General features: G+C 60.6%; 26 protein-coding genes and 1 riboswitch. Of the genes, 7 read left to right on the top strand and 19 right to left on the bottom strand.

The window, feature by feature from the left end:
• Positions 1-175 precede the first annotated feature (175 nt).
• The 4 genes from O8B93_RS03935 to rplU all read right to left on the bottom strand — a co-directional run bounded on the left by O8B93_RS03935 (position 176) and on the right by rplU (position 2,151).
• Positions 176-766, bottom strand: a complete 591-nt coding sequence (locus O8B93_RS03935) for a GNAT family N-acetyltransferase (protein ID WP_269708474.1) — start codon at positions 764-766, stop codon at positions 176-178.
• Positions 763-1,395 carry a GNAT family N-acetyltransferase gene (locus O8B93_RS03930; RefSeq protein ID WP_003505256.1) on the bottom strand — a complete coding sequence of 211 codons (633 nt, stop codon included), beginning with the start codon at positions 1,393-1,395 and terminating at the stop codon, positions 763-765. Before O8B93_RS03930 ends, O8B93_RS03935 begins: the two co-directional genes overlap by 4 nt.
• 131 nt (positions 1,396-1,526) lie before the next feature.
• Positions 1,527-1,796, bottom strand: coding sequence for a 50S ribosomal protein L27 (rpmA, locus tag O8B93_RS03925; RefSeq protein WP_003492686.1), 270 nt, complete (start codon positions 1,794-1,796; stop codon positions 1,527-1,529).
• Positions 1,797-1,836: 40 nt separating this feature from the next.
• Positions 1,837-2,151: a 50S ribosomal protein L21 gene (rplU, locus tag O8B93_RS03920; protein ID WP_003492690.1), complete on the bottom strand. Its 315-nt coding sequence runs from the start codon at positions 2,149-2,151 to the stop codon at positions 1,837-1,839.
• Between the two features lie 332 nt (positions 2,152-2,483).
• On the opposite strand from rplU, the gene O8B93_RS03915 reads away from it, so the two are divergent.
• Positions 2,484-2,924 (top strand): metallopeptidase family protein, encoded by a 441-nt coding sequence (locus O8B93_RS03915; RefSeq protein WP_006310993.1) that lies wholly within the window; start codon positions 2,484-2,486, stop codon positions 2,922-2,924.
• A gap of 18 nt (positions 2,925-2,942) precedes the next feature.
• Here the strand turns inward: O8B93_RS03915 and O8B93_RS03910 are convergent, their stop codons facing one another.
• Entirely contained in the window at positions 2,943-3,149 is a 207-nt protein-coding gene (locus tag O8B93_RS03910; RefSeq protein ID WP_003492695.1) for a DUF1737 domain-containing protein, read from the bottom strand.
• Complete coding sequence (locus O8B93_RS03905) at positions 3,146-4,057, bottom strand: HpcH/HpaI aldolase/citrate lyase family protein (protein ID WP_269708652.1); 912 nt, start codon at positions 4,055-4,057, stop codon at positions 3,146-3,148. The genes O8B93_RS03910 and O8B93_RS03905 overlap by 4 nt, the downstream gene beginning before the upstream one ends.
• 110 nt (positions 4,058-4,167) lie before the next feature.
• Between O8B93_RS03905 and O8B93_RS03900 the strand changes: the two genes are divergently transcribed.
• The 3 genes from O8B93_RS03900 (at position 4,168) to leuB (ending at position 6,503) form a co-directional block, all read left to right on the top strand.
• Positions 4,168-4,398 (top strand): hypothetical protein, encoded by a 231-nt coding sequence (locus tag O8B93_RS03900; RefSeq protein WP_020809819.1) that lies wholly within the window; start codon positions 4,168-4,170, stop codon positions 4,396-4,398.
• Positions 4,399-4,563: 165 nt separating this feature from the next.
• Positions 4,564-5,169 carry a 3-isopropylmalate dehydratase small subunit gene (leuD, locus tag O8B93_RS03895; protein ID WP_065114390.1) on the top strand — a complete coding sequence of 202 codons (606 nt, stop codon included), beginning with the start codon at positions 4,564-4,566 and terminating at the stop codon, positions 5,167-5,169.
• A 221-nt stretch (positions 5,170-5,390) separates the two neighbouring features.
• On the top strand, positions 5,391-6,503 hold the full coding sequence (gene leuB / locus O8B93_RS03890) for a 3-isopropylmalate dehydrogenase (protein WP_269708473.1): 1,113 nt from the start codon (positions 5,391-5,393) through the stop codon (positions 6,501-6,503).
• Here leuB and O8B93_RS03885 read toward each other — a convergent pair.
• The 3 genes from O8B93_RS03885 to cobA all read right to left on the bottom strand — a co-directional run bounded on the left by O8B93_RS03885 (position 6,484) and on the right by cobA (position 10,056).
• Entirely contained in the window at positions 6,484-7,731 is a 1,248-nt protein-coding gene (locus tag O8B93_RS03885; protein ID WP_269708472.1) for a cytochrome-c peroxidase, read from the bottom strand. The two genes, leuB and O8B93_RS03885, sit on opposite strands and share 20 nt — an antisense overlap.
• 223 nt (positions 7,732-7,954) lie before the next feature.
• Positions 7,955-9,271 (bottom strand): cobyrinic acid a,c-diamide synthase CobB, encoded by a 1,317-nt coding sequence (locus O8B93_RS03880; protein WP_269708471.1) that lies wholly within the window; start codon positions 9,269-9,271, stop codon positions 7,955-7,957.
• Entirely contained in the window at positions 9,268-10,056 is a 789-nt protein-coding gene (cobA, locus tag O8B93_RS03875) for a uroporphyrinogen-III C-methyltransferase (protein WP_269708470.1), read from the bottom strand. The genes O8B93_RS03880 and cobA overlap by 4 nt, the downstream gene beginning before the upstream one ends.
• Positions 10,057-10,114: 58 nt before the next feature.
• Here cobA and O8B93_RS03870 point away from each other — a divergent pair, with 58 nt between their 5' ends.
• On the top strand, positions 10,115-11,245 hold the full coding sequence (locus O8B93_RS03870; protein ID WP_269708469.1) for a cobalt-precorrin-5B (C(1))-methyltransferase: 1,131 nt from the start codon (positions 10,115-10,117) through the stop codon (positions 11,243-11,245).
• Here the strand turns inward: O8B93_RS03870 and cobM are convergent.
• The 3 genes from cobM to cbiE are packed head-to-tail and all read right to left on the bottom strand — an operon-like array spanning position 11,200 to position 13,642.
• Positions 11,200-11,973 (bottom strand): precorrin-4 C(11)-methyltransferase, encoded by a 774-nt coding sequence (gene cobM, locus O8B93_RS03865; protein WP_269708468.1) that lies wholly within the window; start codon positions 11,971-11,973, stop codon positions 11,200-11,202. The genes O8B93_RS03870 and cobM overlap by 46 nt on opposite strands.
• Positions 11,970-12,389: a cobalamin biosynthesis protein gene (locus tag O8B93_RS03860; protein ID WP_269708651.1), complete on the bottom strand. Its 420-nt coding sequence runs from the start codon at positions 12,387-12,389 to the stop codon at positions 11,970-11,972. The genes cobM and O8B93_RS03860 overlap by 4 nt, the downstream gene beginning before the upstream one ends.
• The gene (gene cbiE, locus O8B93_RS03855) at positions 12,383-13,642 is read right to left on the bottom strand and encodes a precorrin-6y C5,15-methyltransferase (decarboxylating) subunit CbiE (RefSeq protein ID WP_269708467.1); all 1,260 of its coding nucleotides are present in this window, start codon (positions 13,640-13,642) and stop codon (positions 12,383-12,385) included. The genes O8B93_RS03860 and cbiE overlap by 7 nt, the downstream gene beginning before the upstream one ends.
• On the opposite strand from cbiE, the gene O8B93_RS03850 reads away from it, so the two are divergent.
• The gene (locus tag O8B93_RS03850) at positions 13,641-14,423 is read left to right on the top strand and encodes a cobalt-precorrin-6A reductase (RefSeq protein WP_269708466.1); all 783 of its coding nucleotides are present in this window, start codon (positions 13,641-13,643) and stop codon (positions 14,421-14,423) included. The genes cbiE and O8B93_RS03850 overlap by 2 nt on opposite strands.
• On the opposite strand, the gene O8B93_RS03845 is transcribed toward O8B93_RS03850, so the two are convergent.
• From O8B93_RS03845 to O8B93_RS03815, 7 genes are all read right to left on the bottom strand, one after another.
• A complete protein-coding gene (locus tag O8B93_RS03845; RefSeq protein ID WP_269708465.1) occupies positions 14,390-15,151 on the bottom strand; it encodes a precorrin-3B C(17)-methyltransferase in 762 nt (253 codons plus the stop codon). The genes O8B93_RS03850 and O8B93_RS03845 overlap by 34 nt on opposite strands.
• Positions 15,148-15,915 carry a precorrin-2 C(20)-methyltransferase gene (locus O8B93_RS03840; protein WP_269708464.1) on the bottom strand — a complete coding sequence of 256 codons (768 nt, stop codon included), beginning with the start codon at positions 15,913-15,915 and terminating at the stop codon, positions 15,148-15,150. Before O8B93_RS03840 ends, O8B93_RS03845 begins: the two co-directional genes overlap by 4 nt.
• Positions 15,912-16,544 (bottom strand): precorrin-8X methylmutase, encoded by a 633-nt coding sequence (locus O8B93_RS03835; RefSeq protein ID WP_174009506.1) that lies wholly within the window; start codon positions 16,542-16,544, stop codon positions 15,912-15,914. The genes O8B93_RS03840 and O8B93_RS03835 overlap by 4 nt, the downstream gene beginning before the upstream one ends.
• Positions 16,541-17,896 carry a precorrin-3B synthase gene (cobG, locus tag O8B93_RS03830; protein WP_269708650.1) on the bottom strand — a complete coding sequence of 452 codons (1,356 nt, stop codon included), beginning with the start codon at positions 17,894-17,896 and terminating at the stop codon, positions 16,541-16,543. Before cobG ends, O8B93_RS03835 begins: the two co-directional genes overlap by 4 nt.
• Positions 17,896-21,246 (bottom strand): cobaltochelatase subunit CobN, encoded by a 3,351-nt coding sequence (gene cobN / locus O8B93_RS03825; protein ID WP_269708462.1) that lies wholly within the window; start codon positions 21,244-21,246, stop codon positions 17,896-17,898. Before cobN ends, cobG begins: the two co-directional genes overlap by 1 nt.
• Positions 21,247-21,310: 64 nt before the next feature.
• Positions 21,311-22,348 (bottom strand): cobalamin biosynthesis protein CobW, encoded by a 1,038-nt coding sequence (gene cobW, locus O8B93_RS03820; RefSeq protein ID WP_269708461.1) that lies wholly within the window; start codon positions 22,346-22,348, stop codon positions 21,311-21,313.
• Complete coding sequence (locus O8B93_RS03815) at positions 22,345-22,770, bottom strand: DUF1636 family protein (protein ID WP_269708460.1); 426 nt, start codon at positions 22,768-22,770, stop codon at positions 22,345-22,347. Before O8B93_RS03815 ends, cobW begins: the two co-directional genes overlap by 4 nt.
• 119 nt (positions 22,771-22,889) lie before the next feature.
• Positions 22,890-23,106: riboswitch (cobalamin riboswitch) on the bottom strand.
• Between the two features lie 135 nt (positions 23,107-23,241).
• On the opposite strand from O8B93_RS03815, the gene cobO reads away from it, so the two are divergent.
• The gene (cobO, locus tag O8B93_RS03810) at positions 23,242-23,859 is read left to right on the top strand and encodes a cob(I)yrinic acid a,c-diamide adenosyltransferase (RefSeq protein WP_269708459.1); all 618 of its coding nucleotides are present in this window, start codon (positions 23,242-23,244) and stop codon (positions 23,857-23,859) included.

Here is a 23,859-nt window from a genome sequence, read left to right as displayed (position 1 = left end):
TCGTGCCGCGCCAAACAAAAATATCGTCGTTTCGAATACAAGCGCTTCTCCGCAACGTCAAAGACTATCGTGCGGCAAGCCCCTGCGCGGAACAAGGCCGGTTTGCTTCAAACCGGCTTCGTTTAACGCTTCGGGCCGAAAACTCCCTCTGTTTTCGGCCCGATGCTCCTCAGTGTCAGCGGTGCGGCCAGATGAAATCCTGAGCCGCGATCACCGTATCGATATGCGCCACCATGGCGGCCCGCGCCGTGGCGTAGATCTGGTGGCAACCGGTCACCCGGAAGCCGAGTTTCTCCTGCACACGCAGCGAAGCGGGGTTATCCGCAAACACACCGGAATGAAGGGTCACCCCCGGCATGCGGCGGAAGAACCGCTCCACCACGCCGGCCACTGCCTCGGTCATGTAACCCTTGCCCCAATAGAAGCGGTTCAGCCAGTAGCCGAGATGCCACTCGCCATGCCGCAATTCCACCGAAACCACACCGATTAGGGTATCGTCACCGCTGGTGATGGCGAAATCCCAGTCGGGCAGGGTGCCGGATGTACGCAAGACCAGCCATTCCAGCGCATCCTGCTTGTGATAGGGGGCGGGAACGCGGGCCAGCATCTTCGTCACGGCGAAATCGCCAAGCGATTCCGCAATGCTGCCGGCATCGGAAAGTCGCTGCGGCCGCAACACCAGGCGCCGTGTCTCGATGACGGGGCAGGGGCCGGGCGGCGCTGTCGTAGCGCCAGTCCGGCGACGGGTCAGTTCGAGCGCACTCATCCCATGTCCCCCCAGCTCTTCAGCGAAACCCAGGTCTTGCGGTCCAGCCTGTACCATTCCACCGGCACCATACCGCCAAGCGCCAGCGAACCGACCATTCCGGAGCCCTGGAACTGGAAACCGCATTTCTGGATGACGCGGCGCGACGCGATGTTGGTAACCCGGCAACGGGCATCGATCTGGTCGATTTCACGCGTGCGGAAGGCCATATCGATCAGCGCATGCGCCGCTTCCGTCATGTAGCCGCGGTTCCAGTAGGGTTCCCCCAGCCAGTAACCGATCTCAAGCGTCTTTTCGTCTTCCTGGGGTTCGAGCGCGCAGCAGCCTAAAAACTCGCCATTGTCCATGCGGGTAATCGCATAGACGCACTTGCCAATCTCGCCAGCTTTAGAGCGTCGCACAAAATCCGCGGCGTCTTTCGCCGTGTACGGGTGCGGCATACGCGACACCATGGTCGCGATATTGGCATTGTTGGCAAGATGGGCAAGGGCGTCGATGTCTTCTTCGTGAGGCTTGCGTAAAACCAGCCTCTGCGACAGTAAAACGGGGCAATCGCTCCTCGACCGATCGGGCCTCGGCCGCTCTTCGGGTGACCGTGATTGGTCGACCCTTAACAATTCAGCTTGCATGGTTCAGTCCCTCCATGAGGTTAAAGAAAAAGGGGAGTTGGGTGGTGCCCCATCTCCCCTGTTTTCTTGACTGAACCTGATACGTCTCAGCCGGGTCGATGGGACACCGGCTGCATATGACGCTTACCGGCTTATTCTGCGGCTTCCGCTTTCGGAGCCACGGATACGAATACGCGGCCATTGGCCTTCGTACGGAAGTTCACGTTACCTGCGGTCAGTGCGAAAATCGTGTGGTCCTTGCCGATGCCAACATTGGCGCCCGGATGCCACTGCGTGCCGCGCTGACGCAGAATAATGTTGCCTGGAATGACAGCTTCGCCGCCGAACTTCTTTACGCCAAGGCGCTTGGATTCGGAATCGCGACCGTTACGCGAGGAACCGCCAGCTTTTTTGTGTGCCATTGGAGTTCTCCTTTAAACCTTGTTTCCGGTGTCGCGCCGATCAGGCAGCAACGATGTCCGTGATGCGGACGACAGTGTGATGCTGACGATGGCCGCGCGAACGCTTGGAGTTCTGACGACGACGCTTCTTGAAGGCGATGACCTTCTTGCCGCGATTGTGCTCGACAACTTCAGCCTTGACGATGGCGCCCTTGACGAAGGGTGCACCGAACTTGGCGTCAGCGCCTTCGCCAACAACGAGAACTTCGGTGAATTCTACAGTTGCGCCTGCCTCTGCTTCCAGCTTTTCGATGGTCAGCACGGCGTCGGCCGCTACGCGGTACTGCTTACCGCCGGTCTTGATGACTGCGAACATTGTTTATCCTTTCATGTTCGTTCCGGCTCTGCCCGCAAATGCAAGCTGGCCGTCTTTTTATCAGTCGGAATTTGGTAGAAACCCGTCGGGACCGAATGTCCCTTTGAATATCTGCCGGTGAAGCCGCCTTTTAAAGGGCGGAATAAACGGAAGGCGCACTACGCCATCAATTTGGGTGCCGATTACGCGAGACGCCTGTTTATGTCAAGATGACGACGGCTTGAAAAGTAACTGTAACGCCAAGAATTTCATGCTTTTTCGGCGGGTGAAGCAGACGGGTCTCGAAATTTGCCCCGCAAGTGTTTATATGGGCCTTCCAACAAGGAGCAGAAATGGCCCGCATAGACCAGACCGACGATTGGCGGGACCGCCACGCGCCGACACTTTCCGCCTTCGAGTCGCTTGCGATCGAGGCATATGGCCACCTGCCGGAAGAATTTCGCGCACTGACCAAGGATCTCATCATCGAGATCGCCGATTTTCCGACCGATGACGTCTTCGAAGACATGGCGCTCGAAACACCCTTCGATCTTCTCGGCCTCTTTGAAGGGCGCGGCATTTCCGAACGTTTCACCATGGAAACGGGCGAAATGATAAACCGCATCACGCTCTATCGCCGTCCCATTCTCGACTATTGGGCCGAGAACGAGGAAACGCTTGGCGACATCATCACCCACGTCCTCATCCACGAAATCGGCCACCATTTCGGCCTGTCGGATGACGACATGGAGCGAATCGAGGAAAGCGCCGACGAAGCCGCAGCGGAGCGATAGCCCCGCCGGCGGTGCGTCTTATTGCTCGCCGAGCTTCATGTCCGGATGGTATTCCTTGCCTTCGACCACTTTGGTCACGGCCTGACCACAATGCATGACGCCGCTTGCGGCGTTGAAGGCATAGCTCGGTGAACCCGCAAGTTCCCAGCCCTTGTTCAACGCTTCGGTGACCCGGTGACAGAATTTCGAGTCATCAGGACCGGTTATGAAACGATAGACCTTCACGTCTTTTTTGCCTTTCTTTGTGCGATGATATCGGCCATGGCGACCAGCCTTTCGGCCTGCCCTACATGCAGTCGTTCGATCATCCGACCGTTCATGTTGATGACGTTCAATTCCACAGATTCCGGTTTTGCGAAAGCCGCAATAATCTCGCGCGCTTCCGCAACTGCCGCCTCATCCGGGCCGAAGTGGCGGTTGGTCGCTTCGATCTGGGCCGGATGGATCAGCATCTTGCCATCGAAGCCCATCGCGCGCGCCTGTTCGCATTCGGCTTCGAAAGCCTCGATGTCGCGAAAATCATTCGAGACGCTGTCGATAACGTCGAGCCCGTAGGCCCGCGCGGCAAGAACCACCTGCATCATCCACGGCACGAGATAGGTGCGGCCGGGAAGGCGCGGAACACGGGTTTCCTTGCGCAGATCGTTGAGTCCGATGACGAAGGCGGCAAGCCGGGCATTCGGCGTATGGGCCGCGTCGGCAATCGAGGCGGCATTCAGGACGCCGAACGGCGTTTCGATCATCGCCCAGATTTTCAGGTGCTCGGGCGCATCAGTTTCAGCCAGAAGATCGGCCAACTCATGAATATCGGAAGGTTGTTCCACCTTCGGCAATAAAACCGCATCCGGCCGGCAGGAAAGCACAAGCTGGAGATCCGCTTTTCCATCCGGTGTCGAAAGCGGATTGATGCGGATAATAGTTTCCCGTCCATCGAAAGACGGGCCTGAGAACAGCTTTTCCAGATTGTCCCGCGCCTTGCCCTTCATATCGGGCGCAACCGAATCCTCGAGATCGAGGATCACGCCATCACAGTCGAGCTCCCGGATTTTTTCGAGTGCCCGGACATTGATGGCCGGAACTGACAGCAAGGAACGACGTGGTCTCACGGAAATATTTTCGGAAAAATTGACGATGCCGCACTTGTGTCAAGCTTTTGTGACATCTGCAAGCCGACAATCCACTGAATCCTCTTGCAAGCCGGAAGAAGAAGGCCCACATTCGTCTGGATAGAAAGGTTTGGATCATGCAAGGCATACGTTCGTTTTTCATCGCCGCATCTGGCATTGCAATTCTGGCGATCGTCGCTCTTTTTACCGCGTCGCTTACGGTGGCTTTCATCGGCGTGCTCGCGGTCCTAAGTGCTGCCCGCCTGCTTTCCGCGCGTCTGAAGCCGGCCCCGATTCCGGTCAAGCCCCGTAACCAGCGCGATATGCGCGTCTGGAACGACGGCAAGGGCACGATTATCGATCTCTGAGATCGCTTAATCCGGTCAGGATGCGAGAACGCCCGAGGAGGCGTACCGAAGAACGTGGGTTTGCGCTTCTAAAGCGCCGAGTTTTGCAGTATTTCCCGAGAGAGAACATCCGGCAGGCTTTTGTCAGTGCCGGATTTTGTTCAAGGGAAACACGGGAAGCGACAGATGGAAAAATTCACCAAGCTGACGGGCGTCGCCGCGCCCATGCCGGTCGTCAATATCGACACCGATATGATCATTCCGAAAGATTATCTGAAAACCATCAAGCGCACCGGTCTCGGCAAGGGTCTTTTCGCCGAATCCCGTTATCTCGAAGACGGTTCGCCCAATCCCGACTTCGTGCTGAACAAGCCAGCCTACCAGAATGCCCAGATTCTCGTCGCCGGCGACAATTTCGGCTGCGGCTCCTCGCGCGAACATGCACCATGGGCACTGCTCGATTTCGGCATCCGCTGCGTCATCTCCACCAGCTTCGCCGATATCTTCTACAATAACTGTTTCAAGAACGGCATCCTGCCGGTCGTCGTCAGCCCCGAGAATCTCGAAAAGCTGCTGGACGACGCCTCGCGCGGCTCGAACGCCGTTCTCTCCATCGATCTGGAGCGCCAGGAAATCAGCGGCCCCGATGGCGGCACGATCACTTTCGAGATCGACGAATTCAAGCGGCATTGCATGCTGAACGGTCTCGACGATATCGGCCTGACGCTGGAACATTCCGGTGCCATCGATACGTTTGAAAAGGCGAACGCCTCGGTCCGCCCCTGGGCCTGACCACATTTCTGCTCTTCAAAAAAGCCGATCCTGTACCAAACCGTACCGGATCGGCTTTTGCTTTGCTTGAAAAGCCCCTGAGGCGGAGATAAGAAGCCCTCGATCCCGTCCGGCTGCGATACGACTTGGCATGCGCAGGACGGAACGAGTTTGACGCCGCGCTCGCCGCCATCGAAAACCCTTCGTGATGTTTTCCGGCGCGCCGCCCAAGGAGGGTTCTCATGACAGTCCGTTCGCTTTTCCTGCTGCCCGGTGACGGTATCGGCCCCGAAGCCATGACTGAGGTCCGCAAGCTGATCGATTATATGAACAGCGCGCAAAATGCCGGCTTCACCGTTTCGGAAGGCCTCGTTGGCGGTTCCGCCTATGACGCCCACGGAGTCGCGATTTCCGATGCGGACATGGAAAAGGCGCTTGCCGCCGATGCTATCCTGTTCGGCGCCGTCGGCGGTCCGAAATGGGATGGCGTTCCCTACGAGCATCGCCCGGAAGCGGGTCTGCTGCGCCTGCGCAAGGACCTCGAACTTTTCGCCAATCTGCGCCCGGCCATCTGCTATCCAGCACTTGCCGCCGCCTCCTCGCTGAAGCCAGAACTGGTCGAAGGCTTGGATATCCTCATCGTTCGCGAACTGACCGGCGGCGTTTATTTCGGTGAACCGAAGCAGATCATCGATCTCGGCAACGGCCAGAAGCGTGGCATCGACACGCAGATCTACGACACTTTCGAGATCGAACGTATCGCCAGCGTCGCTTTCGAACTGGCCCGCACCCGCGATAACCGCGTCTGCTCGATGGAAAAGCGCAACGTCATGAAATCGGGCGTGTTGTGGAACCAGGTGGTCACCGAAACCCACGCTGCGAAATACAAGGATGTTCAGCTGGAACATATGCTGGCGGATGCCGGCGGCATGCAGCTTGTGCGCAAACCCAAGCAGTTCGACGTCATCGTGACCGACAATCTGTTCGGCGATATGCTGTCTGACGTCGCCGCCATGCTCACCGGCTCGCTCGGCATGTTGCCTTCCGCCTCGCTTGGCGCACCTGATGCCAAGACCGGCAAACGCAAGGCCATGTATGAGCCGGTGCACGGTTCGGCCCCTGATATCGCCGGCAAGGGCATTGCCAACCCGATCGCCATGATCGCGTCCTTCGCCATGTGCCTGCGCTACTCGTTCAACATGGTGGATGAAGCCACCAAGCTCGAGGCGGCAATCGCCAACGTATTGGACAAGGGCATCCGCACCGCCGACATCATGGCCGACGGTTGCCGTCAGGTCGGCACCTCTGAGATGGGGGATGCGGTTATCGCCGAATTTAAGGCGCTTTCGGCGTAACGCTTGAAACGGGCTGGGCAGGCGGCACCGCCGTCTGCCCGTCCTCTTTTGGCAGAAGATGCTCGTAACGCCGGTCGGTCAGCGTCTTCAGAAAAGCCACGATGGCATCCACCCGCTTGTCATCCAGCGCCGGCGCGGATGTCAGTTCCGTCATGGCGATATTTTCGGGCACCTCGGGCGCATCCCAAGTCTTGCCGGTTTCCGGATTGATCTGACGGCTGGGCTTCTTGCTCTTATATTTCACGTAGAACAGCACCACCGTTCGCAGGTCCTTGAATACGCCATTGTGCATATAAGGACCGGTCACGGCGACGTTGCGCAACGTCGGCACCTTGAACTTGCCGCGCTGGGCAGGATCACCGGCGACGGCCGGATTCTGCGCCAGACCCAGATCGATAGCATCCGGCTTCGAGCCATTCACCGCCCTGACCGCCGTATTGGCGGGAACGCCGATGTTGAAATATTTGTGGTTGGTAAAGAGGCCATCTTCCAGACCCTTGGCTCCACGGATTTCGTGGCAGGTATTGCAATTGGTGAATTGCGTCGAAGAAATCAGAACGCGGCCCAGCTCTTCCTGATCGGTCAGCTTTTCTTCACCGCGCAGGAAGCGGTCATATTTGGAATCGAAGGTGGAAAACTCGTCCGAACGCTCGAAACTCGCCAGCGCCTTGGTCATCGCGGCATAGGCGGTTTCGTCGCTCTGGAACACATCCTTGCCGAACTGCGTGCCGAACGCCGCAACGTATTCGGGGTTCTCTTTCAGCCTTTTAACGACAGCCGCCTTGTCCGGCATGCCCATTTCGACGGGGTTGAGCGGTGGTCCGCCCGCCTGATCTTCCAGCAGGGACGCGCGGCCATCCCAGAATTGCCCGCCGACATACTCTCCCGCGGCGTTCCTGCCGAAAGGCGGCGTGAACTTCGCATAAGCCGCGGTTGGCGCGTTGCGGTCGCCAAGAGAAATCCCGTCATCGCCAAGCGATACATCCCGCCCGACCTTTTCGTTCTCCCTTGCATCGGAAAACCCGGCCGCCTGCATATGGCAGGTGGAACAGGCCATGGTGCGGTTCATCGAGAGATTGGGATCATCGAAGAGGACCGCACCAAGCTTTTCCAGCGTCGCATAATCTTCACCGCCATGGGCGGCGATGCTGTCGAGCCCGGTGCCTAAAGGAACCAGCAGAATGGCTGCAGCGAGAGCGGCAGAGAGAAAAAATCCGGGTTTCATCATCGGTAGGCACGCTCGACATAAAATGCGCGATAACAGCTTCGGACCGGGAAATATGAAGCAGCTTGAGGTCCCGTCTCGCTTCACCGCATATGGACAATCGGAGCTAACCCCGCTTTTCCAAATCCCATAAAGGGAGCTATAGCACTTTCCCGTGATCGGAGCCTAGAAACTTTCGCAGCTTGCTCCACTTTGCCGCAGGTTCCCCGGCCAAAATCGCAAACGATCAACCGCCTCTGGCGATGGCGTGGAAGAACGTGCCCGAGACAAAACCTCTCCTGCCGCCGGATGGCCCGAGCGGGCGACCCTGCCCGTCAGCCATATGAGCGAAGGGCTCATCACGGCCGGGATCGGTGACCCGGGCATAATGAAATTCATGGCCGCGCAGAACGTCCCCCACCATGCCGAGCGGGCTGTCTGCCGCAATCGTGGCCTGCCGATAACCGAGATTCATCTTGCGTGTCGCAAAGCTCGTGGCGTGCGACAGGAGACCAGTCATGGCATGGGTCACGCCCTCCGCATCCTCCAGCCCCTCACCGAGCACCATGTAACCGCCGCACTCGCCATGCACCGGCTTTGTCTCTGCAAAACGGGCAATACCCGCCTTGAAGCCGACGGCAGCGGCAAGTTTTCCGGCAAAAAGCTCGGGATAGCCACCCGGCAGCCAGCAGATATCACAGCTCTCATCGGGTGCCTCATCGGCGAGCGGCGAAAACGGCACGATCTCTGCCCCGGCCGCACGCCAATGCTTCCTGAGATGCGGATAAAGGAAGGTGAAGGCCGCATCTTCCGCCAGCGAGATGCGCTGACCTGGCGGCGCAATCGCCGCCTCCACCGAACCGCAGGGCATTTCCACCGGCGCGGCGAGCGAAAACAAGGCGTCGAGATCGATGGATTTTTCCATCGCATCCGCAAGCCGGTCTATATGGGCGTCAATTTCCGGATGTTCGCTCGCCTGCACCAGCCCCAGGTGCCGTTCCGGCAGGATAAGGGAAGGATCACGCAGAACGCAGCCGACGACGGGCAGGCCGATTTTTTCGATGGCTTCCGTGCACAGCGTCCGGTGCCTTTCGCTGCCAGCACGATTCAGCACCACCGCCCCCATGGTGACATCAGGATCGTAGTGGGCAAAACCATGCGCTACCGCAGCCGCCGTCTGGGACTGACCGGAGACATCCAGCACCAGCAGAACCGGAATGCCGAACAGCCGCGCCAGATCCGCCGCCGAGCCGGTGCGGTTTTCCACGACGGGAATACCATCGAACAGGCCCATTGCACTTTCGATGAGTATGAGTTCCGCACCTTCGGTCTGCTGCGAAAACAGATGTCGCAGCAGGTTCGGCTGCATGGCCCAGCTGTCCAGATTGAGACCTGATGTGCCCGTGGCGAAGGCATGGAAACCGGGATCGATGTAATCCGGCCCCGTCTTGATGCCGCGCACCTTCACCCCGCGGCGCGCAAAGGCCCGGAGCAGGCCGATGGTCACACTGGTCTTGCCGGAGCCCGAGCGCGGCGCGCCGACGATGATTGCCCGCGCCGTCATAACCCGGACACTCCGAGACGATCCCGCATCGAAACAATCTCGCCGATAACGATCAAAGCCGGCGCTTCGAAATTTTCCCGCATTGCATCGTCAGCTATGCTTTCCAATGTACCGATGAAAATTCGCTCCTGCGCGGTGGTTGCCGACATGATGACAGCGACGGGCGTTTTTCCCGAACGCCCACCCTGCATCAGAAGACTGGCAATCGTGCCGATATTCTTCAACCCCATATAAACGACGATGGGTTCTCGCGTTTTCGCCAATGCCAGCCAATCGAGATCCTCTTCGGTGCCCGCCGCATGGCCCGTAGCGAGTGTCACTGCGCGGCTGATTCCACGCATGGTGGCGGGTATGCGCGCTGAAGCAAGCGCGGTAAACGACGAGGTCATGCCCGGCAATATCCGAAACGGAATGCCGGCATCGACAAGCGCCTCCGCCTCTTCGCCGCCACGCCCGAAAATAAAGGGATCGCCGCCCTTCAGCCGCAGCACCTTTTTGCCTTGACCGGCGAAATCGATCAGCGAAGCGGTAATGTCATCCTGCGTCGCGGAGGGCTTGCCGCCACGCTTGCCGGCAAAGACGACTTCCGCCTGCGGACCGAGCGCCACGACATCATCGCTTACCAGCGCATCGCGCACGATGATATCGGCGTGCGACAGCGCGAGCGCCACTTCGAGCGTCAGATAACGCACATCACCCGGCCCCGCGCCCGCGAGCCAGACGTGGCCGGCTTCGAAGACCGGACCCTTTGCGGCGATGCTGTTCAAAATCTGCGGTATCGACATTGTTCTTGGCTGCTTTTTAACGATGACGGAAAAAGCCGTCCCGGCTATAGGAATGCATATGGAAACGGATGGAAAGACCCTTCGCCGCGGCTGGACCACGGGCACCTGCGCGGCAGCCGCCACGAAGGCGGCTTGCGCGGCCCTTCTGACCGGCGAGTTTCCTTACCCTGTCGAAGTGGAACTTCCAAGCGGCGCGAGGCCGGCATTTTCCCTCGCCACCGAGGAAAAAGGTGAAAACTTCGCCCGCGCCGGCGTCGTCAAGGATGCCGGCGACGATCCTGACGTCACCCACGGCGCGCTGATCGAAAGCACGGTCAGACGGGGCGAACCGGGAAGCGGCATCACTTTCAGGGCGGGTAAGGGCGTCGGCACGATCACGAGGCCGGGCCTGCCCCTGCCACCGGGAGAAGCCGCAATAAACCCCGTTCCGCGCAGGATGATCGAGACCGCCATTCGCGAAGTGGCGGGGGAGAATGCCGATTTCGAGGTCGAGATTTCCGTCCGCGACGGCGAGAAGCTGGCAGAAAAAACCCTGAATGGCAGGCTCGGCATCCTTGGCGGCATTTCCATTCTCGGCACCACGGGCGTCGTCATTCCCTTTTCCTGCTCTGCCTGGATTCACTCCATCTGGCGCGGCATCGATGTGGCTCGCGCGACCGGCTGCACCCATGTTCTGGGCGCCACCGGCAATACATCCGAAAAGGCCGGCCAAGCGCTTTACGACCTGCCGGAAACCGCGCTGATCGACATGGGTGACTTCATCGGCGGCATGCTGAAATATCTGCGCAGCCACCCGGTCGAGCGGGTAACGATCGCTGGCGGCGTTGCCAAGATGACCAAGCTCGCCCAGGGCATGCTCGACGTGCATTCCAAGAAAGGCCTTGCCGACCTTGAAGCACTGGCGGCATTGGCCACGGAGGCGGGAGGCGATGACAATCTCGCCATTGCCATCCGCGAGGCCAACATGGTCGCGCACGCCTTTCAGCTGGCCGAAAGCGCAGGCGTAGACCTTGGCGCGATCGTTGCGGAAAAAGCCTGGGTGACCGCCGCCGCGGCGCTGAAGTCGCCGGCGATCGCGCTCGATATTCTGGTGTTTGACCGTCAGGGTGCACTCAAGGGGCGCACCGCCTCCACGCCGTCGCATCAGCCTGCCGCATCCTCCTTCGGGGACCGGAACCGGCGTACATAGTCGGCGCTATAAAGCGCACTTTCGCGGAAATCCGTTGAGGCCAGACCACGCCCAATAAAGATCAGCGCCGTTCGCTCCACCGGCTCGGCTGCAAGCTTGCCCTCAATATCGAAAAGCGTGCCTCTAATAACCCGCTCATCCGGCCACGAGGCCCGAACGACAATGGCAACCGGGCAATCGGAGCCATAAAGCGGCGTCAGCTCCTCCACCACCTTGCCGATCGCATGGATGGCGAGATGAATGGCGAGTGTCGCACCCGTCGCGCCGAAAGCCTTCAGCGTCTCACCATCAGGCATCTTCGAGGCGCGGCCGGAGATACGGGTCAGCACCAGGCTCTGCGCCACTTCCGGCACCGTCAGCTCTCGCTGCAGGGTGGCAGCGGCGGCGGCGAAGGAGGGGACGCCGGGGGTGACGGTATAATCGAGACCCAGGCGCTCCAGCCGGCGAATCTGCTCGCCCATGGCGCTCCAGACCGAAAGATCGCCGGAATGCAGGCGCGCCACATCCTTGCCGTCCTTGGCGGCCGCCACGAACTCCGCCTCGATCTCGTCAAGCGAAAGTGCTGCGGTATCGACAATGCGTGCACCCGGCGGGCAATAATCGATGAGGGCCTTCGGAACCAGCGAACCGGCGTAAAGGCAGACCGGGCAGGCGGCGATAAGATCGCGCCCGCGCACCGTGATGAGATCGGCGGCGCCCGGACCGGCGCCGATGAAATGAACCGTCATTCTTGTTCTCCGTATTCAATGGCGCTGCGGCTACCATGCGGCGCGTCACTCGTCATTGCGATAGCCACAGTGACGTGACCGACCACGAGGCGTGGTGCGACCAGCCTTGCACCCGCACCTGCCGCCGCAAGTGCTGCTGCTTCACTCACGCTTGGCGAACCAGCGTGATCGAGGCTGGCCTGTGAAAATGTCATCGTCTCGACGGCAACCGCTTCAAGACGTTCCTGCGCCACTATTTCAAGCGACAGAGACAGACACTTCACCGCCTCGGCGAGGCCGGCCTCCTCCGCCTTGAGCGGCGCAGTCGCCAGATAGTCAACTGTCACGCCAAAAGCACGCTCGGCCGCCCGCACAGCCGCAATGATCGCGTCCGACTTGGCACCTTTGCGACAGCCTATGCCAGCCACGGTCACCATGGCTTGACCCAGCTCCATTGTGTCACCGGCATGGCCGAACGCCAACCGGACATGGAACCGACAGCAGCAGCCCGCGAGACTTCCAGACGGATCATCGAACCGCCGAATTTCGCTTGGGCAGCCAGTAATACCGCTTCCATTTCCAGCGTCACCGCATTGGCCACCAGCCGCCCGCCCTGTTTCAGGGCGTCCATGGCGGCCTCCAGTACGCCTGTCTCACTGCCGCCACCGCCGATAAAAATCGCATCCGGCAAAGACAAGCCTTCAAAAGCCGCCGGAGCCGTGCCGATCATGACCTCGAGCCCCGGAACGCCAAAAGCATCGGCATTGCGGGCAATCCGCTCTGCCCTTTCCGGATGCTGCTCGATGGCGATGGCGCGCAGCGAGGGATGCGACAACATCCATTCGATGCCAATAGAACCGGACCCCGCACCGATATCCCAAAGCAGTTCTCCCCGGCGGGGGGCGAGTGAGGAAAGCGTCACCGCGCGGATTTCGCGCTTGGTAATCTGCCCGTCATGTTCGAAAAGGCCGTCATCAAGACCATTTGCAAACGGCAGGACACGTGCACCCTCATCCGCCACGACTTCGATCGCCACGACGTTCAGCGGGTCAATATCTTCGAAGTCAAAATCAGCCGCCGGGATTTGCCGGCGCTTTTCACGGTCTCCGCCCAATGCTTCAAGCAGTATGAATTCCGAACGGCCGAATCCGGCATCGGACAGCAGCCGCGCAACCAAGGCCGGGTCGCGCTCATCGGACGTCAGCGCGATGATCCGCGCGCCATGATGCAGATGTGGCCGCACCAGATCGATGGAACGCCCATGCAGCGAAACGCATTCGGCCGATTGCAGGGCCCAGCCAAGCCGCGAGGCGGCCAGCGAAAAGGCGGAAGGCGAGGGATAACAGGCCGTTTCCTCCGCCGGAATCCGCCGCAGAAGCGTGACGCCGACACCATAGAAGAACGGATCGCCGGAGGCCAGCACACACACCCGGCGGCCGCGCAATGCGAGAACATCGCTCATTTCTACGTCGAACGGCACCGGCCAGGCATGCGCTTCGCCGCGAATGGCCGTTGCAGCCAGTTCCAGATGGCGTTTGCCGCCGAAAACCACCTCGGCTGCCTCTATCGCCTGACGCGCATTTTCACCCAGCCCCTGAAGCCCGTCCTCGCCGATACCGACGATGGAAAGCCACGGCTTCTCGTTCTTTTCAGTGGAAGCCCTCGCCGTTCCGGAATATTCAGATGTCATGACACGCTCCATACTCATCCTTGGCGGCACGGCGGATGCCCGCATTCTGGCCGGCCGGCTGGCGGAAGACTCCGGCTACCGAATTTTGCTGTCGATGGCCGGGCGCACGCTCTCGCCGGTGGAACAGCCCGTGCCGATGCGCAGTGGTGGGTTTGGCGGCGCGGCAGGGCTGACGGATTTCATTCGCACAGAGGGTTTCGATATTCTCGTAGACGCCACCCATCCCTATGCGGCCATGATTTCCGCCAATGCCGTCGAGGCGGCAAGGCTTGCCGATGTTCCACTGGTCGTGCTCTCGCGCCCCGTCTGGCCGCGTCAGCCGGGTGATACATGGCGGAGCGTCCATACCGTCGGACAGGCCGTCACAGCGCTTGGTACCGTGGGTAGACGAGTGTTTCTGGCGCTCGGCCGTCAGGAGCTTCTTCCTTTCGAAGCCGCACCTCAGCACAGCTACCTCATCCGCAGCGTCGACCCGGTGGAACCGCCGCTGAAGGCGCCGAATGCGCGTTATATCACAGCACGCGGTCCTTTCGTGACGGAAGATGAAATCCGTATGCTGGAGGTAAACCGCATCGAGGTGGTGATATCTAAAAACTCGGGCGGCAGCGCCAGTTACGGCAAGATCGAAGCGGCGAGACGACTTGGCCTGCCGGTCATCATGATCGAAAGGCCGCAACAATTGAACGATACGCACGGGAATAATGTGACCGTGCCGGATATCGCCATTGCGCTCACCGCTATACGCCATCAGCTTTCCCTTTTCGAAAACCGTGGCGAATAAACGATCGGTTCCTTTCCGGAACGCACGATCAGACGGGTTTCCACCGAACCGACGATGATGCAGGTGGCCATGTCAGCCATGTCGCTCGACGCCTCCGAAAGCGGCACCACCCGAATGCGCTCATCCGCCCGGCCTGCGGCGCGACCGAAGATCACCGGCACCGAGCCGGGCAAATGTTTGCGCAACAGGTCGAAGGCGGTGGAAAGCTGGTGCGGCCGCGCCTTGCTGACGGGATTGTAGAAGGCCATCACAAATCCGGCTTCGGCCGCCGCAATCAGCCGTTTTTCGATGATGCTCCAGGGCTTGAGGTTATCTGAAAGCGAAATGGCGCAGAAATCATGGCCGAGCGGCGCACCGGCTTTAGCGGCGACGGCCAGCATGGCGGTCACACCCGGAACGACGGAAAAATCGATCTCACGCCATTCGGAGGGTCCGTTTTCAATCGCCTCGCAAATCGCCGCCGCCATGGCGAAAACACCGGGATCACCGCCTGACACCACGCAGACCTTGCCACCTTGGGCCGCAAGCGTGAGCGCCCGTTCGGCGCGGGAGATTTCCTCACGATTGTCGGAAGCATGGCGTCGCTGGTGAGGGCCAAGCGACAGGCGGTCGAGATAGGGGATGTACCCGAAAAAATCTTCCGAAGCCTCGACAGCGGTTAGCGCCTCGGGCGTTACCTGATCCACATTGCCGGGACCGAGGCCGACAACAACGAGTTTGCCGGTCATGACCCTTCGCTCCCGGCTGGCCTGGTTTTCCAGCCCGGCACCAGGACAAGCGAGAAGTAGGGCGCTGGCGAGGCATCCCGTTCGATGAGCCGCACCGCGTGGCTGTTTACCATGGTGCCGCGCTCTACATACAGCGCCTCTTCGAGCTTGCCGGCCGCTTCCAGCGCGCGGCGGATTTTCGGCAGATTGCGGCCGACCTTCATGATCACGGCGCCATCCGTGCCGGAAAGTCGCTCCGCGAGCACCTCTTCTGCCAGCGTGCCGGGAAGCACGCTCAGAATATCGTCGCCCTGCACCAGCGGCAAACCGGCCATGGACCAGCAACCGGACATGGCGGTGATGCCGGCAACGACTTCAGCCTCATAGGACGGCGCAAGCCGCAAATGCAGATGCATATAGGAGCCGTAAAACAGCGGATCGCCTTCAGAGAGCACGGCCACATTGCGCCCGGCATCGAGATGCACGGCAATGTCCTTTGCCGACTGATCAAAGAAAGCAGCAATCGCGCCGCGATAATCCTCACCGTTCTTGTCGCTTTCGACGGTGACGGGATAGACCAGCGGCATTTCCAGCGTGCCGGGACGAATAAAGGCTTCGACGATACCTCGGCCATTGCCGGCGCTGCCCTTCTTGCAGAAGAAGGCGAGAACGTCGGCATTTTCAATGGCGCGCACGGCTTTCAGCGTCAGCAGCTCAGGATCACCCGGACCAGTGCCGACGCCGACGAGTTTACCCTTGGCATGTTCAAAAAGAGCAGCACTCACAGGCCCGCCCTCGCAACCGCGTTGATGGCGGCGGCCGTCATGGCCGAGCCGCCCAAACGTCCCTTGACGATAGCATAGGGTATGCCAAGCGCACTTGCCTCCAGCGCATCTTTCGATTCCGCCGCACCAACAAAACCGACCGGCATGCCGATGATGGCAGCCGGACGCGGCCCGCCTTTTTCCAGCATTTCCAGAAGATAAAACAGCGCTGTCGGCGCGTTGCCGATAGCGACCAGAGCACCTTCAAGGTGGTCCGCCCAGAGATCGAGTGCGGCAGCGGATCGGGTGTTGCCGATGTTTTTCGCAAGTTCCGGCGTGCGTGGATCGCGAAGCGTGCAGATGACGGCGTTGTCAGCCGGAAGCCTTGCGTGCGTCACGCCATGGGCAACCATTTGCGCATCACACAGAACGGGTTTGCCGGCGAGCAACGCGCCGCGCGCGGCCGAAACGAAATCCGGCGAGAAGCGGAAATGGCCTGCCGCCTCCACCTGCCCGCAGGCATGGATCATGCGAATGGCGATATCCGCCTGCTCTGCGGTAAAGGCGGATAAATCCGCTTCTTCGCGAATGATGGCGAAAGAGCGCTCATAAATCGCATTGCCGTCGCGAATATAATCATAGTCGGTCATTGGTTATCCTGTCGAAGCGCCGCACCGATTTCCTCCCGGCCCAGACGGGCAAGAAGGTCGGCGGCGTTTTCACCGGGCTTATGTTCTTTTTCGTAAAGACGGGCAAGCCGCGAAAGCGCCGTCTTCTGATGGCCTAAGGGCAAAATCCCGTCTGGCGGGTCACCGGCGCGGCCGGAAATCGAGAATGCCAGGCCATCCGAAGTGCCCGAGAGGGTCAAGAGCGAGGGCGTGGGACGTGCACAGCCCTTGCCGCAGCCGGAAACATGCAGCGTGAACGAACCGTCCAGCAACCCGGCACATTCTTTGGCAGCAAAAGCCGCCAGGTCGTGCGTGGCAAGAAAAGCCGAGGCACAGCCCGGCGCGCCGGGACAGACGGCGATGGAGCACCGCGCATCGCCTGAAGTCGTGACGAAGCCGGATGCCGCCGCAGCCTCAAGCAACGTATCACAGGCAGACGACGACCCAAAAAATAGCAGGCTATGGTTTGGCGCTGGCTGCAGGGCCTTGATACCGAGCGTCTCGGCCCGCTCGCACAGATGCGCCAAGTCGGCACCTCGAACCTGTCCGAAAGCGGCTGCTATACCAACGGCGAAACGGCTATCTCCAGCCCTCATCAAACCCAGCGGCAACGAAGGTGTCCGGGCTTCGCCCCCGCTTTCCCGATCCAGCAAACGCTCACCGCAAACCGCCTTCACGGTCTGCCGATCCAGATCGCGACCGCGGGCAAACGGTCCCTTTTCAGCCAGAAAAACAAGAAGTGACAGAACCACACCGGCCGCCTTAACCGGCTCAACAAGTCCCGCATTCAACGCCGTGCGTTCCGGCCCGCCGACAAGCAGTTGCCAGAAGGTCCGACCTTCCAGCCGGATTGCTTTCAAACGAATATCGGCCAGCAAATCGCCCATGGAGAGGCGTCCGCCGCCATCAATGACAACAGAGGTTTTGGCCGCGAGTTTGTCAGAAATCGCAAGGGCCTCACCCCCTTTTCGAATCTCCTCGGCGAGAAAACGGCCATCCGCGATTTCCGCATCATCCCGGCCGGCAAGAGGTGAAGTCTCGACCGCCAAACCTTCGCGTAGTGGCAGATCGAGCGCCAGAACATCTTTTTCCAGGGCGCAGGCGCTTTGCGGTGTCAAGCCACGAAACTGCAGGCTTCCGCGCGCGGTAATGTCGATTAACCCGTTACCGTAGCGCTCGGCGAGACCGCAAAGCGTCACCATCACATGCGGCGAAATATCCGCCTCGAACGCGACCCGCGACAAAAAACCGTCGCCGGTTTGCATGGGGGCGGACAAGGCCGGGCACAGACCACGGCGGCCAAATGGCTGAACGGGATCGGCAGCGGCGGCCATCATGCACCCACCTTTTCAGATCGGGGCAGGATCAGCATTTCCAGCTCCGCATCCACCGCATTGCGGCGGCTGTGCCAGAGGCCACGGCGGCGGGCGGATAAAAAGCGCGCGGCCATCACCTCGGCCGCCTTCGGATTTTCCCGCAGGATGAAATCGCGCACATCCTCATTGCCAAAATAGGCATCGTAAAGCGCCTCGATCAGCGAGGAGGATACCGTATGGGTGGTTTCGGCAAAGCCGACCAGCCGGTCCACCGTTTCTGCAAATTCCGCTGCCCCGCGTGGGCCGTGCCGCATCTGGCCTGCAATGAAACGCGGATTGACGGCACGTGCGCGCACCACCCGCGTCAGCGCCTGTGTCATCGATCTCGCACGCGGGCGCGCCGGATCGGTCGTATCCAGTGCGACGATATCCGCGATACCGCCAAGTACTGCCTTCGCGGCGGAAAAACCGCCGATAAAGGCGACATCCGAAGAGCCGTCGAGAAGATCGCGACCGGGATCGTCGCCGGTATGAACCAGAAGATCGGCCCGGCGCACCAGTTCCGTAAAGCCGGCATCCTCGAAGATCTCGAGCCCATCCGCACCACCAAAGGCATGGTTCGCCGCATCGAGATAGGCCTGCCCCAGCTCCTCGCGCTCATCCCATGTACCGCTGGCAAGCTTTTCCTCGATACCCGCGCCATAGGTACCCGGCGCAGAACCGAAGATGCGGGCAGGGATATGCCCAAGCGCTGCCGCCTCTTCCGCCAGCGGATTGTCGCCCGGCGCTTCGTCCCGCCGCGCAACCGCCCCGGCGGCGGCATCGAGAAGCGCGATGAGCGCCGGAAACATGTCGCGGAACAGGCCTGAAATGCGAAAGGTCACATCGATCCGCGGCCGTCCGAGGCTCGCCGGCGGCAGAACCTCGATGCCGGTGACCCGGCCGGTGGCAGGATCATGGATCGGCCTTGCCCCCATCAGATGCAGCGCCTGCGCCACATCCTCGCCGCCATTGCGAAGGCTGGCGCTGCCCCAAAGATCGAACACCAGATGTTTCGGCCAATCACCATGGGACTGCAGATGATGGCGCAGCACCTCTTCGCCCGCCATGCGGCCGAGCTCGAAAGCTGTCGGCGTCGGCATGGTGCGGGGATCGGCGGCATAAAGGTTGCGGCCGGTGGGCAGCACATCGAGACGCCCTCGCGCTGGCGCGCCGGAAGGGCCGGGGGCGATGTGTCGGCCATCGAGCGCTGCAAGCAGCGCGGCTTTCTCAGCCTTCCCGCTCTGAAGCCGGAGAGGATCGGCCTCACCTTCGGGGGAACGGCCGAAAACATGCTGGCCGTCCTTGATGGCAAAATCCTTGAGGTCGCAGAGAAAGGCATCGATACGTGACAGGGCCGTATCGGCATCATCCTTCGCGCCAACGCCGGCCTCGGCCGCCAGCCCGGTTTCCAGCGCCTTTTCGACGATCAACTTCGCCAGCCGGTCGCGGCGGCGGCGATCAAGGCCGTCCGCCTGCGCATATTCATCGACCAGTTGTTCCAGCGCCAACTGTTCCGGCGAAAGCCCGGCATTGACAAGCACCGGTGGCACATGGCCGATGGTAACCGCCGCGATGCGCCGCTTGGCAACCGCCGCCTCACCGGGATTGGAGACAATGAACGGATAGACCACCGGCAGCGGGCCGGTGACGATTTCCGGGAAACAATCGCGGGAAAGCGCAACCGTCTTGCCGGGCAACCATTCCAGCGTGCCATGCGCGCCCACATGGACGATGGCATGCGCCGCTGCCACACGCTGCATCCATGCGCCGAAGGCGACGAGCGCGTGGCGCGGCGGCAGGGCAGGGTCGTGATAATCCACCCGCCGATCCTCGTTCCGCCCCCGATCCGGGGCAAGCGCTACGAAGACCTGGCCGAAGCGGGCAACGCGAAAATGGAAAGTGCCGTCGGCGAAAGCGTCGTCCTGTTCCGCAGCTCCCCACGTCGCATTCACCGAGCTGGAGGCGGTCTCAGTCAAACCCGCAAAAAAATCCCGATAGGTGGAAAGATCGACCGTCGCTTCCTGGCTCTCGATGCGATCGAGCAACGCCCGCGCTGTCTCAGGAATCTCCTCCACCGCATAACCCGCATCGGCGAGATCACGCAGCATTTCGAGCACGCTTTGCGGCACATCAAGACCAACGGCATAACCGGTGCGCCCCGGCGCGGCACCGGGATAATCCGGCATCAGGATGACGATACGGCGATCCCGAGGTGCCGCAGATTTCATTCGCAGAAAAGCCGCGATGCGGTTCGCAACCTGCTCGCCGCGATCCGCCTCCGGCACATTCAGAAGGCTGACACCACCATCCGTCCTCGCCTGTTTGAACGAAATCGCTCCTGCGAGAATCCGCCCGTCCAACTCGGGCAAAACAACATGCATGGCAAGATCGGACGGATTGAGACCGCGCGCGTTTTCCGCCCAGCCGTCGCGCCGGGTGGTTGCCATCACCACCTGAAAAACGGGAACGCCGAGACGGTCGAACAGTGTTTCGCCTCTATCATCCGTCTGGCTGGCAAAGGCCGTGGCGGCAATGATGGCGGCAGGCTGAACAGCGGGCAGCACCGTTTCGAGAAAACGGATCGCTTCCCCATCCTTCAACCCGCTGACGAAAATCGGCAGGGGTGCAAACCCGCGCGCAGAGAGCGCCTGAAACAGCGCATCGACGGGTGCAGCATCTTCCGCCAGAAGCATGGAGCGGTAAAAGAGGATTGGCAGAACGGACGCACCGGCAGGAAACCCGGCACAAGCCTCCTCCTGCCCCAAGACACCCAGATCCGGCCGATAGAAGCCGGCCTTTGGCAGGGGGTCAGCCTTTATATCCGGCCATTCTCCTCCGCCCGCTAGAACAGCAAGACCAGCGGCAAGGCGGCCCATATTCTCCCCTCCACCTTCGCGGAAGAAAGAGAGAACGGAGGCAAGCATCGGCTTATCGACGGTAGAGGCCGCCTCGAGCTTTTCATCCCTTTCACTGCACTCCCCCGGCAAAAGCAGAAGCTTGATGCCCCGCCTGCGCGCCAGAATAGCCAGCTGATCAACCCCATAGCGCCAGCGCTCCGCGCCTCCGAGAATCCGGATAAGAATAACGCGTGCATGTTCCGCCGTTTTTTCGATCCAGAGATCGACCGACATCGGGTGCCGAAGCTCGGAGAGGTTCGCGGCAGAGAGGGAGAGGAGGGTCTCTCCCGCCTTTCCCCACGCCCGCTCAAGCCCGGCAAGATCGCTTGCTGAAAAAGACAGCACCACCACATCCGAGCGCGGCTGGTTGAGATCAACCGGCTCGATCAGGTCGTCCAGAGACGAGGATGTGGTGGCGAGAATATGCATCTAAAGCATTTCCAGTAAAAATGCGCAGCGGTTGTGCGTCCGGACAATGCGCAAATGGCTTATGTCAGGCGGCCAGCATCTGTTCGATCTTTTCGCGGTTGATGCCCTTTTCGCCGATGACGACGAGGCGGCTGCGGCGCTCCTCACCCGCCGCCCAGGGGCGATCGTAATAGTGGTTGACGCGGCTGCCGACAGCCTGCACCTGCAGACGCATAGGCTTGGCGGCAACTTCGATAAAACCCTTGATGCGCAGCACATTTTCGGCAGCGGCCGTCTCGGCGATACGGGCCGCCAGCGCTTCCGGATCGGTAATGGCCGGCAGGTCGATGACAAAGCTGTCGAAATCATCATGTTCATGGTCGAGTTCGCCATCATGATGGGTGCGGCGGTTTTCAATATCCTCCTCCACCGCAAGGCCGAGGCCGATCAGCACCGCCGGATCGATGGCGCCATTCGAAGCGACAACGATCTTCGCCGCCTTCGGCAGATGTTCGAGGATATGCGCCTTCGCCCTATCGAGGCCGGCATCGTCGAGAAGATCGGCCTTGGTTAGCACGATGAGATCGGCGCAGGCGACCTGATCCTCGAAGACCTCTTCGACCGGATCGTCATGATCAAGTGCCTCATCATTGGCGCGCTGGGCAGCAAGCGCCTCCATGTCGTGGGCGACCTGACCCTCAGCCAGAGCCGCACCATCCACCACGGCGACCACGGCATCGACAGTCACGCGGCTCTTGATGGCCGGCCACTGGAAGGCCTGCACCAGGGGCTTCGGCAGGGCAAGGCCGGAGGTCTCGATGAGGATATGCTCCACCTTCGGCTGGCGGCTGAGAATTTGTTCGATGGCGGGCTGGAAATCATCCGCCACCGTGCAGCAGATACAGCCATTGGCCAGCTCGACGATGTTTTCCTCAGGGCAGCTTTCAATGCCGCAGCCTTTCAGAATTTCACCGTCTATGCCGATATCGCCGAATTCATTGACGATGATAGCGAGCCGCTTACCATCAAGCTTTTCGAGAAGGCCGCGCAGCAGCGTGGTTTTTCCGGCGCCCAGAAAGCCGGTGACGATGGTGCAGGGAACGCGGTCCAGAAGGGTGCTCATGATCTCTCCTCAGTAAAATCGAATGGGGGAATGCGCGCCACCATGCCGCGCTTTAGGGGTTCGGGCCGCCCGCGCCATGGCATCAGGCCATCGGGGGCGACGGAAAGCAGCCGCGCGCCGGTCAGCAGGTCTTCCGCATCACCGGGCGTCAGCCCGCCAAACACATAAGACCAGCCATCGGCGCTGCGCAGAACGGCGCTGAGACCACGCTTGCAATTGGCAAGGCAATTGACGGAGCGAACGACAATGCCGCTCTCCTGCGCCTTTTCAATAACGGCATCGGCAAGACGCGAACCGGGACGCGGTTCGGCATTGGGATCGACATCGTCGCGACAACTGCGGCATACAAAGACGGTAACGCCCGGCGCGGTTTCGTCCTGCGGGTTCCCGTTTGCACATGAAGATGTCGCTGAAATATCCAAACCGTCCCGTTCCCGCGCCACGTTAAAATTCATCGGGGTGCGGCTATCGAAAACGGTGTGCGACAGGTGCAAACCGGCTGTTCGATCTGACCGACTGACCGGAGCACCCCGCCCGGCAGACGTTTTTTCCTGAAACGGCAGGTCTCCTGGCTTGCGGCTATCAACACCCTGTCACCGCCTTCCCGAACCGATCATAAAGGTTCAGTGGCTTTACGGTGCGGGCTTACCGCTTACAGTTGCGGGGGCAGCCACGGAATGGCCCTTTCTCAGGGCGGAACCGTGTTCCCTCTTAGCTTTTCCCGTTGCCGGGAAAAGACCGTCAGTCCCTTACCCTTAGGCTGAACGGGTGTGAGGGTCAATGCCGTGCGCCCGTGACCGACGCATTGCCGGGTGCGGCAAATTGAGTATAGTCGCCGCTCCGAATGGCGGGGCGCATAAGGTCCCGCGCCGCTGGAAAAGAAGGAACAAGCGATGACCCGCGACATCAGCGACAGCGAAGCCGAACGCCACCGGCAGAAAATGGTCAACCGCAAGACGGTGCAGGATGCCGAAGTTGCGGAAAAGACCATCGAAAAAGGCCTGCTGATGATCAATACCGGCCCCGGCAAGGGCAAGTCCACGGCCGCTTTCGGCCTCGCCTTGCGCATGCTCGGCACCGGGCGGCGGGTGGGCGTCGTGCAATTCATCAAGGGTGCATGGTCGACGGGCGAGCAGCAGGCCCTGACACTGTTTGGCGATAAGGTCGTGTGGCGCACCATGGGTGAAGGTTTCACATGGGACACGCAGGACCTCAAACGCGATGTCGCGGCAGCGGCAAAGGCCTGGCAAGAGGCCAAGACCCTGATGGCAGACCCAACGATCGGCTTGCTGATCCTCGACGAGCTGAACATCGCGCTGCGTTACGATTACCTGCCGCTGGAAGAGGTTGTCGAAACGCTTTCCAACCGCAGGCCCGATCTGCATGTTATCGTGACCGGTCGCAACGCCAAGCAGCCACTGATCGACGCCGCCGACATGGTGACGGAAATGACGCTGGTGAAACATCATTTCAAGGCAGGCGTGAAGGCTCAGGCCGGGATAGAGTTCTGA

It is taken from the genome of Martinezella rhizogenes, assembly GCF_027460065.1.
Taxonomy (GTDB): Bacteria; Pseudomonadota; Alphaproteobacteria; order Rhizobiales; family Rhizobiaceae; genus Agrobacterium; species Agrobacterium rhizogenes_C.
Note: the sequence above shows the minus strand (reverse complement) of the source record. Positions and strands in the feature narration are given on the sequence as shown.

Bases quoted from the DNA above. Each gene is read 5' to 3' on its own strand.
- O8B93_RS03935 (WP_269708474.1), bottom strand. From the start codon at position 766: ATGAGTGCGCTCGAACTGACCCGTCGCCGGACTGGCGCTACGACAGCG.
- O8B93_RS03930 (WP_003505256.1), bottom strand. From the start codon at position 1,395: ATGCAAGCTGAATTGTTAAGGGTCGACCAATCACGGTCACCCGAAGAG.
- rpmA (WP_003492686.1), bottom strand. From the start codon at position 1,796: ATGGCACACAAAAAAGCTGGCGGTTCCTCGCGTAACGGTCGCGATTCC.
- rplU (WP_003492690.1), bottom strand. From the start codon at position 2,151: ATGTTCGCAGTCATCAAGACCGGCGGTAAGCAGTACCGCGTAGCGGCC.
- O8B93_RS03915 (WP_006310993.1), top strand. From the start codon at position 2,484: ATGGCCCGCATAGACCAGACCGACGATTGGCGGGACCGCCACGCGCCG.
- O8B93_RS03900 (WP_020809819.1), top strand. From the start codon at position 4,168: ATGCAAGGCATACGTTCGTTTTTCATCGCCGCATCTGGCATTGCAATT.
- leuD (WP_065114390.1), top strand. From the start codon at position 4,564: ATGGAAAAATTCACCAAGCTGACGGGCGTCGCCGCGCCCATGCCGGTC.
- leuB (WP_269708473.1), top strand. From the start codon at position 5,391: ATGACAGTCCGTTCGCTTTTCCTGCTGCCCGGTGACGGTATCGGCCCC.
- O8B93_RS03885 (WP_269708472.1), bottom strand. From the start codon at position 7,731: ATGATGAAACCCGGATTTTTTCTCTCTGCCGCTCTCGCTGCAGCCATT.
- O8B93_RS03880 (WP_269708471.1), bottom strand. From the start codon at position 9,271: ATGACGGCGCGGGCAATCATCGTCGGCGCGCCGCGCTCGGGCTCCGGC.
- cobA (WP_269708470.1), bottom strand. From the start codon at position 10,056: ATGTCGATACCGCAGATTTTGAACAGCATCGCCGCAAAGGGTCCGGTC.
- O8B93_RS03870 (WP_269708469.1), top strand. From the start codon at position 10,115: ATGGAAACGGATGGAAAGACCCTTCGCCGCGGCTGGACCACGGGCACC.
- cobM (WP_269708468.1), bottom strand. From the start codon at position 11,973: ATGACGGTTCATTTCATCGGCGCCGGTCCGGGCGCCGCCGATCTCATC.
- O8B93_RS03860 (WP_269708651.1), bottom strand. From the start codon at position 12,389: ATGGTGACCGTGGCTGGCATAGGCTGTCGCAAAGGTGCCAAGTCGGAC.
- O8B93_RS03850 (WP_269708466.1), top strand. From the start codon at position 13,641: ATGACACGCTCCATACTCATCCTTGGCGGCACGGCGGATGCCCGCATT.
- cbiE (WP_269708467.1), bottom strand. From the start codon at position 13,642: ATGACATCTGAATATTCCGGAACGGCGAGGGCTTCCACTGAAAAGAAC.
- O8B93_RS03845 (WP_269708465.1), bottom strand. From the start codon at position 15,151: ATGACCGGCAAACTCGTTGTTGTCGGCCTCGGTCCCGGCAATGTGGAT.
- O8B93_RS03835 (WP_174009506.1), bottom strand. From the start codon at position 16,544: ATGACCGACTATGATTATATTCGCGACGGCAATGCGATTTATGAGCGC.
- cobG (WP_269708650.1), bottom strand. From the start codon at position 17,896: ATGGCCGCCGCTGCCGATCCCGTTCAGCCATTTGGCCGCCGTGGTCTG.
- cobN (WP_269708462.1), bottom strand. From the start codon at position 21,246: ATGCATATTCTCGCCACCACATCCTCGTCTCTGGACGACCTGATCGAG.
- cobW (WP_269708461.1), bottom strand. From the start codon at position 22,348: ATGAGCACCCTTCTGGACCGCGTTCCCTGCACCATCGTCACCGGCTTT.
- cobO (WP_269708459.1), top strand. From the start codon at position 23,242: ATGACCCGCGACATCAGCGACAGCGAAGCCGAACGCCACCGGCAGAAA.